The organism is Azorhizobium caulinodans ORS 571, assembly GCF_000010525.1.
In the GTDB taxonomy this organism is placed as follows: Bacteria; Pseudomonadota; Alphaproteobacteria; order Rhizobiales; family Xanthobacteraceae; genus Azorhizobium; species Azorhizobium caulinodans.
In genome coordinates this window covers 1,549,771-1,562,141 of sequence record NC_009937.1, presented here as the reverse complement: position 1 = coordinate 1,562,141, position 12,371 = coordinate 1,549,771, and the positions used below count along the sequence as shown (strand labels likewise).

10 protein-coding genes are annotated in these 12,371 nt (G+C 65.1%); all 10 read right to left on the bottom strand.

The genetic code is table 11. The features are described from left to right. Positions 1 to 5 precede the first annotated feature (5 nt). On the bottom strand, positions 6 to 815 hold the full coding sequence (locus tag AZC_RS07100) for an SDR family NAD(P)-dependent oxidoreductase (RefSeq protein ID WP_012169907.1): 810 nt from the start codon (positions 813 to 815) through the stop codon (positions 6 to 8). 132 nt (positions 816 to 947) lie between these two features. Further along, positions 948 to 1,526, bottom strand: a complete 579-nt coding sequence (locus AZC_RS07095) for a TetR/AcrR family transcriptional regulator (protein ID WP_012169906.1) — start codon at positions 1,524 to 1,526, stop codon at positions 948 to 950. Positions 1,527 to 1,789: 263 nt separating this feature from the next. Next, complete coding sequence (locus AZC_RS07090) at positions 1,790 to 2,923, bottom strand: aminomethyltransferase family protein (RefSeq protein ID WP_012169905.1); 1,134 nt, start codon at positions 2,921 to 2,923, stop codon at positions 1,790 to 1,792. Positions 2,924 to 3,024: 101 nt separating this feature from the next. Beyond that, positions 3,025 to 3,969 (bottom strand): formyltetrahydrofolate deformylase, encoded by a 945-nt coding sequence (gene purU, locus AZC_RS07085; protein WP_012169904.1) that lies wholly within the window; start codon positions 3,967 to 3,969, stop codon positions 3,025 to 3,027. A 27-nt stretch (positions 3,970 to 3,996) separates the two neighbouring features. Then, complete coding sequence (locus AZC_RS07080; RefSeq protein WP_012169903.1) at positions 3,997 to 6,366, bottom strand: DUF1989 domain-containing protein; 2,370 nt, start codon at positions 6,364 to 6,366, stop codon at positions 3,997 to 3,999. Continuing rightward, positions 6,363 to 7,724, bottom strand: coding sequence for an NAD(P)-binding domain-containing protein (locus AZC_RS07075; protein WP_012169902.1), 1,362 nt, complete (start codon positions 7,722 to 7,724; stop codon positions 6,363 to 6,365). Before AZC_RS07075 ends, AZC_RS07080 begins: the two co-directional genes overlap by 4 nt. Positions 7,725 to 7,835: 111 nt before the next feature. After that, positions 7,836 to 8,876 carry a heme-dependent oxidative N-demethylase family protein gene (locus AZC_RS07070; RefSeq protein WP_012169901.1) on the bottom strand — a complete coding sequence of 347 codons (1,041 nt, stop codon included), beginning with the start codon at positions 8,874 to 8,876 and terminating at the stop codon, positions 7,836 to 7,838. Positions 8,877 to 8,932: 56 nt separating this feature from the next. Beyond that, on the bottom strand, positions 8,933 to 9,898 hold the full coding sequence (locus AZC_RS07065; RefSeq protein ID WP_043879029.1) for a PDR/VanB family oxidoreductase: 966 nt from the start codon (positions 9,896 to 9,898) through the stop codon (positions 8,933 to 8,935). Beyond that, complete coding sequence (locus tag AZC_RS07060) at positions 9,895 to 10,500, bottom strand: dimethylamine monooxygenase subunit DmmA family protein (protein WP_043879028.1); 606 nt, start codon at positions 10,498 to 10,500, stop codon at positions 9,895 to 9,897. The genes AZC_RS07065 and AZC_RS07060 overlap by 4 nt, the downstream gene beginning before the upstream one ends. 71 nt (positions 10,501 to 10,571) lie before the next feature. Further along, positions 10,572 to 12,353 (bottom strand): APC family permease, encoded by a 1,782-nt coding sequence (locus AZC_RS07055; protein ID WP_012169898.1) that lies wholly within the window; start codon positions 12,351 to 12,353, stop codon positions 10,572 to 10,574. Positions 12,354 to 12,371: the final 18 nt, after the last annotated feature.

Below are 12,371 nucleotides of genomic sequence, written 5' to 3'. Positions count from 1 at the left end.
TTCCCTCAGAGCGCGCCGGCGTCGGCACCCGCCCGGTAACGGGGCGCCACGGCGGAACTGGAGAGGTGCGGCAGCATCGCCTGACGCGCGGTCTCATAGGCCTCCCACTCGGCCCCGTCCTGAAGCGAGGGAATGCTGGCGAACTCACCCCGCTCAAAGCCCAGAAGGGCCGCGTCCACGAGGTTTTCCGCGGTCATCACCCATTCGGTGGGCAGATGGCTCACCGGCACGCCGGCCGTGTCCCAGAAATCGGTGGCCGTGGCGCCGGGCAGCACCACCTGCACCTGAACGCCCTTGGGCGAGAGTTCCTTGTGCAGGGACTGGCTGAAGGCCAGCACGAAGGCCTTCGTGCCCCCGTAGACGCCGTTCAGGATTTCCGGACCGATGGCCACGATGGACGCGATATTGATGATGGCGCCCGCGCCGCGCGCCGCGAAGCCCGGCGCGGCCGCATAGGCGAGGCGCATGACGGCGGTGACATTGACGTCCACCATCTCCTCCATGCGGTCCACGTCCGATTGCAGCAGTTCGCCCGCACCACCGAAGCCGGCATTGTTGACGAGCAGCGAGACGCTCGTGTCGTTCCGCAGCAGGTCTTCCACCTGCCGCAGCCCCGACTTGTCCGTGAGATCCGCGCTGAGGGTGCGCACGGCGACGCCGTGTCGGGCGCGCAGCGCCTCGGCCTGCTTTTCCAGCCGCTCTGCATTACGGGCAACGATCACGAGATCATAGCCGCGCCGGGCGAGGCGGTCCGCATAGATGGCTCCGATGCCGGAGGAGGCGCCGGTCACGACGGCAGTTCCCTTGGTGCTCATGGTCAGTCCCTTTGAATGGCCGCCGGGGTCCGGCGGGTGTGCGATGGGTCAAGCCGGCCCTGCCGCGTGCTCAGGTGTGCACGCGGTGAGGCCTTCGTTTCGATGTCGTCCCGACGGACGGCGGTTCAGGTGCTACAGGAGGCGGGCGATCTCGGTGTCCTTGCGGACGGCATCCAGCACTTCGGCCCGAAGACCGGAGCCGGTCCCGACCGCGCGGGAGATGACGACGGCGCCCACGAGGGTCGCAAGCAGCCGCACGGCCTCGGCGCGGTGCTCCTCACGCGGGCCGCCCAGCGCCGCAGCAATGCCCTCAACAACCCGCTGGATGCCGGTGTTGAAGACCTCCGAAACGGAGCCGCCCACATGGCCAGCCTCGCTGCCGACGGAGGCGATCGGGCACCCCATGCCGGGACGATCAAGATGCGACTGCGAGAGATACATCTCGATGTACCCGCGAATGAGGCCGGTGCCCGAGACGTCCCCCTGCGGCGTGAGGGGGGCCGTCCGGTCCGTGAACGCTTCGGCCATGGCCTCGGCGATCAAGGCTTCCTTGGAGGGGAAGTGCCGGTAGAAGCCGCCATGGGTCATGCCGGCGGCCTGCATGATGTCGGCAACGCTGACGCCATCGAAGCCTTTCTCCCGATAGAGCCGGCTGGCTTCCTTGAGGATCCGCCTGCGGCTCTCGGCTGTGTCTTCCCTGCTCTTGCGCATGGTGCCCTCTCCACGACGTCGAATTTAGATGACATCCATCATCTTTTAATACGACAAAAAGGCGGAGATTTCAGCCGCCGTCCCGCCGGCCGCGAGGGGGCATGGGCTTGGCAAGCCCTGGCGACGACATGCTCCGCCCGCCATTGAGAGAGCAGCCAGAACGCAGAAGCCTTCCTCCCCGGCTCTGGGAAGGAAGGCTTTCGTTGTGAGAATGGGCAGCTGAACACGGCCGCGGGGGCTGCCGAACCAGGGGAATGGGCCGCTCAGCCGAGGGCGGTGCGCTTCTTCTTTTCCGGATCGTCAAAGGGCAGCGTGTGGGCGATGGCCTTGGCGGAGAGCGACTTGCCCCGCACCTCCAGCGGCGTGCCCTGCACCGCCTTGTCCACGTCGAGGCGGGCGATGGCCATGGATTTGCCGGTGAGCGTCGAATAGCAGGGACAGGTGATGACGCCGACCTTCTTGCTGTCCGCCCACACCTCATCGCCGAGATCGGCCGGGCCGTCAGCCTCGATCAGCATCCCGAAGATCCTGAAGCGTTCCTTGCCCTTCAGCCGATAATGCTCCTCGGCTCCGCGAAAGCCGGTCTTGCCGGGGCTGACGGTGAAATCGAGGCCGAGTTCCCAAAGCGTGTCGCCGGGCGGCTGGTCCGCGAAGGGATACATCTGCGAATTGTCATAAGGGTAGAACAGCAGGTAGCTTTCCACGCGCAGCATATCGAGCACGCTGAAGCAGCAGGGGATGATGCCCATCTCCGCCCCTTCCGCGACGATGGTGTCCCACACCTTCGCCGCATCCTGCCCCCGCACGAACAGCTCATAGCCGCGCTCGCCCGTATAGCCGGTGCGCGAGATCATCACCGGCACGCCGAACAGCGTGGTCTGCATGTGATGGAAATACTTCAGGTCGCGGATGCCGGGGACATATTTGGCGAGGAAGTCCACCGCGAGCGGGCCTTGCAGGGAAAGATCCTGCAGATCGTCGTCGAACAGCACGGCGCAATTGCGCCCCATGGACTGCTTCACCACCTCCTCATGGCCCGAACCCGAGCCATGGACCAGCATCCAGGCATTGGGGCCGGTGCGGTAGATGATGCAGTCATCGGTAAAGAGGCCGCGATCATTCAGCATGCAGGCATAGACCGAGCGGCCGGGCGTAATCTTCGAGACATCGCGGGTGGTGATGTAATCCAGCACGGCCAAAGCGTGCGGGCCGACCATATGGATCTTCTTGAGACCCGACACGTCCATGAGGCCCGCCTTGGTGCGGATGGCCACGTGCTCGGCCGCCATGTCCTTGTCATAGGTCCAGGCGGTAGGCATGCCGCTCCAGTCTTCGAGCTTCGAGCCGAGAGCCCGGTGGCGATCCGCAAGGACCGCAGTACGCCAGCTGACCGTCATCGTTGTTCCCCTGTTCTGTCAAAGGTTTGTGGCGTGTGAAATGGCGTTTGGACTGTCATGGCCGGGACAAGCCCGGGCATGACTTGGAGGTGGCGTGTCCGTCAGCCCATGCGCTCGGAGGCGTATGAGCCGGGCGAGGCCGGAAAGACCACGGTGCGGTTGCCGTTGATGAAGATGCGGTGGTGAATGTGCGCGTGGATGGCGCGGGCCAGCACCTGGCTCTCCACGTCGCGGCCGATGCTCACGTAATCGTCCGGGCTCTGGGCGTGGGTGATGCGGGCGATGTCCTGCTCGATGATCGGACCTTCATCCAGATCGCTGGTGACGTAATGGGCGGTGGCACCGATGAGCTTCACGCCGCGCTCATAGGCCTGCTTGTAGGGATTGGCGCCCTTGAAGCTCGGCAGGAAGGAATGGTGGATGTTGATGATCCGCCCGGACATCTTCCGGCACAGCGCATCGGAGAGCACCTGCATGTAGCGGGCGAGCACGACAAGTTCCGTGCCGGTCTGCTCGACGATGGACAGGAGCTGGGCTTCCGCCTCCGCCTTGTTCTCCTTCGTCACCTTGATGCAGTGGAAGGGAATGTCGTGGTTCACGACCACTTTCTGATAGTCGAAATGGTTGGAGACCACGCCCACGATGTCGATGGGCAGCGCGCCGATCTTCCAGCGGTACAGCAGATCGTTGAGGCAGTGGCCGAAGCGCGAGACCATCAGCAGCACCTTCATGCGCCGGCTCGCATTGTGGAGCTGGTAATCGATGCCCATCTGGCCGGCGATCGGCGCGAAGGCGGCGTCCAGTTCCTCCTGGCCGATGCCCTCCTCCGAGCGGAAGCGGATGCGCATGAAGAAGCGGCCCGTGTCCGCATCATCGAACTGGGAAGAGTCCGTGATGTTGCAGCCGGCAGTGGCGAGGAAGCCGGAGATGGCGGCGACGATGCCCCGGCGGGTGGTGCAGGAGACGGTGAGCACGTAGCTGGCCGCATCGGCGGCACCGTGGTCCTCAAGCCTGCCGGCGGCTTTGAAGGTGGTTTCCTGGAGCATGGCTGTTTCCTTCGATCTGTGGCGCGCTCAGGCGCGCACGCGCTTCTTTTCGGGGTCGTAGAAGGGGAAGGGCACGACGGTTGCGGCGAGGCGCTTCTGGTGGCCGTCGAGGCGGCCGATCTCCAGCGTCAAGCCGGGCAGCGCATGGGCGACATCGACGCGCGCGAGCGCGATGGTTCGGGCCAGCAGCGGCGAGCGGGTGGCGCTGGTGACGAGGCCGACCTGCGCCCGGCCGATGAAGAGGGGATCGCCATGTGCGGGGATTTCCCCTCCCTGCACCTCAAGGCCCACCAGCTTGTGCGCGGGATGCTCCCGGCGGCGCTGGAGCGCGGCCTTGCCGATATAATCCTCTTCCTTTTTCGTCGGCACGGTGAAGCCGATGCCCGCTTCGAACGGATCCGTGGTGCTATCGAAATCATGCCCGCCGAAGACGAGGCCCGCCTCGATGCGCACCATGTCCAGCGCCTCGAAGCCGAAGGGGCGGATGCCGAATTCCGCGCCCGCCTCCATCAGCGCATCCCACACCTGCGGTGCATCCTTGGGATGGCAGAAGACCTCGTAGCCGAGCTCGCCCGTATAGCCGGTGCGGGAGACCAGGACGGGGATGCCGTCATAGCCGCCGATGCGTCCGATGGTGAGGCGGAAGAGCCCGAGTTCGTCGAGCGTCGGGCGGCCGGGTGCCGTCCAGAGGATCTTGCGCAAGGTCTCGCGCGAGCGCGGGCCTTGGAGAGCCACGTTGTGGATCTCGCCGCTCGCGGTCTTGAGGCTCACGCGGCCGCCGAATTTCGCGGCCTGTTCCTCGATCCAGAGCAGGCTCGCATCATCCCCGCCGATCCAGCGGAAATTGTTGTCGCCGAGGCGGAAGAGCGTGCCGTCGTCCACCATGCCGCCGTGCGCGTAGCAGAGCGGCGTGTAGAAGATCTGTCCGACGGAAAGCTTGCGGATGTCGCGGGGCAAGAGGCCTTGCAGGAAGGTCTCAGCATCCGGCCCCACGATCTCCAGCTTGCGCAGGGCCGAGAGGTCCATGAGCACCACGGCCTCGCGGCAGGCCCAATATTCGGCGATGGCGCCAGTCGAGGCGAAATGCTGGGGCACCCAGAAGCCGCGATAGTCCGTGAAGGCGCGGGTCAGTTCCGAGGTGCGCGGGTGGAACCCGGACTCCCGGGTGAAGCGGGTCGGTGTGTCGGGGGTCATGCGGGTGCCGATCGCACGCTTGAAGGGCACGTCCTTGGGATAGACGCGCACCTGGATTTCGGAGAGTTGCCAGCCGTTGGAGGCATCGATGTCAGAGGGGCAGGCGGAGGCGCCGCAGACGAGATCGCTCAGCGCCCGCAGCAGCACATAATCGCCCGGCCGGGACCAGGGCTCGTCGGACCAGATGATGTTATTGGCAGCGACATTGGTGTTGTAGAAGAAGTTGATGGCCGGCCAGCCACGGTATTGCCCGACGCCATAATCCCGCATGGCGCCATTGAAATTGTCCGAACAGTTCACATGCCCGAAATAGCCCATGTCTTCATAATAGCGGGCGGTGCAGGCGAGGTTGAACGTATCGTGCCGCCCCACCGTGTCCTGCACGACTTCCACCAGCGCATTGCGGTCCTGATCGAAGAATTTGGAATAGAGGCCGGGCCGCGGATAGGCGGCCCCATTCAGGGTGCGGGTGGTGGTGGCGTCGAGGCCGAGTATGCGGCCCTTGTCCAGAGCCTTGCGACCGAAGGCGATGAAGTCGGAGCATTGTCGGCCCTCGATGTCGATGATCTGGATCGTCTCGCCCTCGAAGACCTCAAAGCTGATGGCGGAGGCGACATTGATCCGCAGATCAAGGCGCGGTTCCGCCAGCGGATCCGGCAGGCGGGCCTCGGCCCCGCGGCGCAGCACGGCGCGGGCGAGGAAGACGAGGAGATCGGTGGCCGGGTTCTGCTCCCACACCAGCATGGCTTCCGCCGGCGCCGCCACGATGACGTGGAGCATCCGTTCGGCAACCAGCAGCACGGACTGCCCCGCAACCGCGTCCGGCCCGAACAGGCGGGCCGCATGGCCCGCCGCCGGGTCGATCTGCCGACGGAACAGGCCGAAGCGCACGCGCTCGGCGTCCGGCGCGCCGGAGGCGAGGATGCGCAGCAGCCCCTCCGCCCGCCCCTGCCCGGCCAGCCCCAGAGCCTCAGTGGCGGGCCGGCCGGCGGTATCGAAGGCGAGCAGTTCCACCGGCTGTCCGCCTTCCAGCTGGGCGATCTCGATACGGTCGCCCGGCTCAAGGGTGAAGACCTGCGCCCCACCGCCTGCCACCACATAGCGTTCCACGCCCGGCGCCAGCGCGGGCCGGCTCCGGGGCGGAGCGCCGGCCATGAAGACCGGTGCCGCCGCTTGGGCTATGGACAGACCCGCGCTGTTCATTCCGCGGCCTGGCTGGGCATGGTGGCGAGGAAGGCTTCCAGGCTGTCGTCCAGTGCCTGCATCCATGGCGTATGGTGCTTGGGCGCCAGCGTGCCGGTGAGGGTCGAGCGGTGGCTGCGGTCGCGATAGGTGAGGATGTTCTCGACCTTGTGGTGCTCCCACTCCTTGAACATGCGGGCCACCTCATCGACGTCGAGGCGCGGATAGTCGGTGGCGAGGATCAGTTCGCGCACATATTCGGTCTGAAAGTCGATCATCTGCGAGGCGTCTTCGAGCGCTTCTTCCTTGGCCACCCAGCCCTTGATGTCAGCCTCCATGGCGGCGGCATCGGGCAGCGGAATGCGGCCGAGGACGACGTCGCGGGCGTACCAGGCCTGCGCGTCGAACATGTTGAAGGTGAAGAACTGATCCTGCGCGCCGACATACATGAAGCGCGGGTTGGGCACCCAGAAGATGCCCTTGTAGAGCCCTTCCGGATAGAGGCGGTTGCGCGACTTCAGGCGCAGATCGTCATCGAGGAAGGGATAGTGGTGGAGATAGCCCGTGCAGAGCACGATGGCATCCACCTCCTTGCGCGTCCCGTCCTTGAAGTGGGCGATCTTGCCGACAACCTTCTCCAGCAGCGGCACCTCGGAAAAGCCTTCCGGCCAGTCGAAGCCCATCGCCTTGGTGCGATAGCTGAAGGTGACCGATTTGGCGCCATACTTCATGCACTGGATGCCGATGTCCTCGGACGAATAGCTGGCCCCGATCAGCAGCACGTTCTTGCCCGCGAACTCGTCCGCCGAGCGGAAATCGTGGGCATGCAGAACGCGGCCCGGAAAGGCCTCCACGCCCTCGAAATAGGGCACGTTGGGGGTGGAGAAGTGCCCGGTGGCGCAGACCACATAATCGAAGGCGGAGGTCTCCAGCACGTCGGCTTTCAGATCCTTCACCGTGACGAGGAATTTCTCCGTTCCCGCGTCATAGGTTACGTGGCGGACCGCGTGATTGAGCTTGATGTAGCCGCGCACATTGCTCTTCTCGATGCGGCCCTTGATGTAATCATGCAGCACCGCGCGCGGCGGGAAGGAGGGAATGGGACGGCCGAAATGCTCCTCGAATGAATAATCGGCGAATTCCAGGCATTCCTTCGGCCCGTTGGACCACAGATAGCGATACATGCTGGCATGCACTGGCTCGCCGAATTCATCGAGGCCCGTGCGCCAGTTGTAGTTCCACATGCCGCCGCAGTCGCTCTGCTTCTCGTAGCAGACGATCTCCGGAATCTCGGCTCCCTTCCGGCGGGCGCTCTCGAAGGCGCGGAGCACAGCGAGACCGCTGGGGCCGCCGCCCAGAATGGCAATGCGCTTGGACATGGTGGTTTCCCCTCTTTCCTGATTGAAGGCATGGGTTCCCGTTCGCCGGACGGAGCCGTCCGGCGCTGGGGCAATGGTTCGTGCGGGTGGGCCGCGGACGGCCCCTAAGGTCTATTCGGGGCCGAAGCCGGGGGATGTCGGCGCGCCGTCGTCGCGTTCGGCGAGCCAGCCGATGGTGGTGTCGATGTAGCGGGTAAGGCCCTTATAGGCGGCGATTTCCGGCGGCAGGGTCTTCAGCACGCGATGCAGGCGCCGCCGCCATTTCGGCACGGTGGCGATCTCCGACAGCTTGATGAGATAGCCGCGAATGGAGAAGACGATGGCGTTGGAGCGTGGCAGCCGCCACAGCGCCTGCAACTCCACCCGCAGATGCACCTTGTCGCCCACATTCTCTGGCGTCACGGTGGTGCGGTCGGCACCCCACAGCGGATAGGTTTCCGGCGCCGTGTCGAGGCGCGGATTGATGGTCATGGTCCAGTTGAGCCGCCGCACCGGGCGGCCCATGGGCAACGCAAGCAGGAACTTCTGCGCCCGCTCGAAAATGCCCATCTCGTGGGCCAGCGGCACCGGCGCGTGCCATTCCTTGAAACTCATGCCGATGTCGAAATCGAGCGACCAGTCGGCCTGCGACGTGACCATGCCCGAATCGACGAACAGATCGCCATTGCGCTGATCCAGGAGACAGAAATCGCCCTGCACCTGCCGGGTGATGTATTCCATCGGCCGCTGCGGCAGGGTGGCCACGTCACCGAAGATGAAGCGCTGCTCGACGCCAAGCGGCTTGTTGATCCAGTGCCAGCGGTCCCCGTCCCGCGTCAGCGAGAACAGCTCCGGATAGCTTTCCGACAGCGAGACCATGAGCAGTTCGAGCAGATCCCACTCGGCGGTCAGCATGTGCGGCAGGGACTGGCAGCGCAACGGGTCTTCGCGCAGCGTCAGCGCCCGGTCGCGCATGTCGGAGACATAATGCTCGTCGATATCTATGGGGAATTCATAGACCGATCCTCTAGGGCCGGGTACATGCGGCTCAATGTTCACCGAATACATGTATCGATCTTCGTTGAACGGGAAGGGAAAGCGCAGGATGGCCTCGGGGCTGTTGGCGAAGCGGTAGTCGCCCCGGAAGCTCTCGTCCTTGAACACGATGGTCATCGGAAACTCCTCGGGCTGGCCCGAACGCCCGCGCGGGGGCAGGCACGGATTGGAAGTCAGAGGTCGAGCACCAGTCGCTCGCCGGCGATGCGCGAGATGCAGATCATGAATTTCCGCCCGCCCGCCCGCTCGTCGGGAGACAGGAAATGGTCGTGATGTTCGAGCGCGCCATCACAGGCGAGAACGCCCGTCTCGCACTGGCCGCACGCCCCACCCCGGCAGAGATTGGGGGCGGACAGGCCGGCCGCCTCCATGGCCTCCAGAACGCTCTGGTGCGAACCGACCTCGATGCGCTGGCCGCTGCGCGCGAGTTCCAGCAGGAAGGGTTTTCCGGGCGGCGGCGCGGCGAAGCGCTCGCTGTGCACGTTCTCGTCCGGCCATCCCGCCTCGCGGGCCTGAAGCAGCACGTCGTCGATGAGGCGTGTGGGTCCGCAAACATAGAGGTGCGTGCCCAGCGGTTGACCGTCCAGCAGATCGGGCAGCGGGATGCGCGTGCCATGGGAGCTGACATAGGTGCGCACCCGGTGGGCACCGTAGCGCTCCGCCACCATCTCCCGCGCGGCGCCGGTGTCCGGGCTGCGCATGGCATAATGCAGCTCGAACGTGCCGCCCTCCATGGCCAGTTGCTGCATCATGGAGAGGAAAGGCGTGATGCCGATGCCGCCGGCGATGAAGAGATGCTTGCGGGCCCGACGGTCCATGCCGAAGAGGTTCACGGGCCAGGAGATTTCGAGTTCGTCCCCGGCGGCGAGCCCTTCATGGACGAAGGCCGAGCCGCCGCGCGACGTGGCCGATTTCTGCACACAGATCTCATAGCCCGACCCGTCGGTTGGGCAACTCGTAAGGGAATAGGGATTGCGAAGGACCCCGCGCGGCGTCGGCAGGCTCACCACCACATGGGCGCCGCCAGAGAACAGCGGCAGCGGCGCGCCGGATGTCGCGACGAAGCGGACGCGGCGGATGTCGGGGGTGAGCAGTTCCGTTTCCGCCACGCGGACGGACAAGGTGGGCGCGCCGCTCATGGATAGAGCTCCTCGACAGCGGGGCGATCGCCGGGCACTTCGGCATCGATGCACACGCCCTGAAAGGCGCCGAGACGGCGCGAGTAATGATCGCGGACGAACAGGCTAAGGCCGCAATGTGCGCAGGAGACAGGACTGTGCGTCACCTCCTCCATCATGCCCTTGCAATGCACGCACTGGACCCGACGCCGGAGCGAACCGCGATGCTCGGTGATGACGGAGCGCGGATCTACACCGAAGGCTCCCGCCTCCGCCACCACGCGGCCGATGAAGGGCTCCGTGCCTGTCACATAGAGCCGCGTACCCATGGTGGCCGTCTGGAGCACGCCGCGCAGGCGGAACAGGGTGGTCTCGATGGTGGGCAGCACCCAAAGCGCCTGGGGCGCCAGTGCCTCCAGCGCCGGGACCGTATCGGCCGCGCGGCCCTGGCAGAACAGGATGATGGCGCGGGCGAAGAAGGGCGACGTCACATCGGGATGGCGGGCGAGATCGAGGATGGCCTGCGCCCCCTCTTCCTCTGCCAGAATGAGGTTGGTTTTGGCAAACCGATCCCCATGCAGGCCCGGATACACCGGCCTGCTGAAGATGCTCGGCGACAGCATGGACACATTCCCTGCTCTGGAAGGTCGGCCGGAGAGAACTTCGTCCCTCCGGCCGGTTCACAAGGCCCCGGTCAGCCGGGCAGGACGAAGATGCGGTTGGCGATGAGCACCACGGCAACACCGGCAATGAGGGTCACGTAGGGCCAGATCCCGGCCTTGCGCACCGTCATCTCCTTCTCGGTCAGTTGCAGGTCTTCCAGCATGTGGTCCGGAAAGACGCCCTTGTCCTGGATGTAGTGGCGATAGACGAAGACGGGGATGATGAGGGCCGCCGTGATGAAGCCGGCCGTCAGTGCTGAGGGGTTCCACACCTTCGCACCAGCCCCCATGAAGGCGGCATTGACGAAGGCGAAGAGCGTGCCCAGCGCGATGAGAATATTGGGCGCCTTCCACGGCCGCTTCACGTGGGCATTGTCGATTCGGTGAATCCAGCCCGCATTGAGGTTCAGGAAGTTGAAGATGATGTAGCCCACATTGGAAACCGCCAGCAGGAAGAAGAAGCTGGTGGCGTCGGCCGCCGCGATAGCGAGCGCGAACAGGTTGACGACAAGATCCGTCCACATGGCCCGCGTCGGCGCGCCGTGCTCGTTCACATGGCTGAGGTAGCGCGGCAACCAGCCATCCACCGAACCCTGATAAAGGGTGCGCGAGGAGCCTGCCATCGCCGTCATGATGGAGAGCATGAGCGCCAGGATCATCAGCAGGATGAGAATGCTGGTGACGAAACCGCCGCCGCCCACCATTCCGGCCATGGCCGCCGCAACACCCGAGCCATCGACCACGGTGGGATCAAGCATCCCGTCGATGCCGAGCACACCCTGGAAGGTGAAGGGCACGAGCGTATAAAGCAGCAGGCACAGCAGGCCGGAATAGAAGATGGCCTTGAAAGTGTCCGTCTTCGGATCCCGGAACTCGCTGGTGTAGCAGATGGCGGTTTCGAAGCCGTATGTGGACCAGGCCGCGATGAAGAGGCCGCCCAGAACCAGCGTCCAGCCGCCGATGTTCCATTCCCCGAGGCCTGGCGCATAGGCTACGGCCAAAGGCGCGAGCGGCGTGTAGTTCGACCAGTTGATCTGGCCGGTGATGATCGGGACGATGCCTACGATCAGCATCGGGATGATGACCAGAAGACCGATGTATTTCTGCACGTTGGCGGTGCCGAGGATGCCGCGGTGCTGGATCGCGAAGGTGACGAGCATCAACACCGCGCCGATCCAGAAGGTGGCGTTCAGCGAGAAGCTGACCGGGCCGAGACTGTGGGAGAACAGCGTCCAGCTCCGCAGCGCGGGCGTAAAGGCAGCGATGCCATCCTGCGCGATGAGGGCGGTGACGGCATCCTGCGCCGTCTTGCCGGCGTTAAGCGCGAGCCATTCGGCGACGCGGGGAGAATCCGCCGCCACCGAACCGGCATGGGCGGCGATCCATTTCGCCACTTCGGGATTGTCGGCGCCGGGAATGGGCGCCAGCACGTTCAGGATGTAAGCCGCCGCGATGGAGCAGCCGAGCGAGAGCACGGGCGACCAGGCGAACCAGTTGCACCAGACCGAAAGGGGCGCGATCAGCTTGGAATAGCGCACCCAGGCCGCCGCGCCATAGACGGAGGCGCCGCCGGACTTGTTGGGGAAGAGGCCAGCGATTTCCGCATAGGTGAAGGACTGGATGAAGCCCATCACCATGGAGACGAACCATACGAGGAACGCCACCTTGCCGGTGGTGCCCGCGATGCCGCCGATGGAGAAAAGGACCAGCGCCGGCACGCCGCTCGCCACCCAGAATGCCCCGCGCCAGTCGATGGCGCGCTTCAGCTCACTCGTCTGCCCAAGCGCGATGGGCACAGTCGCTTCCATTGTCATGTGGTGACCCCTCAAGGT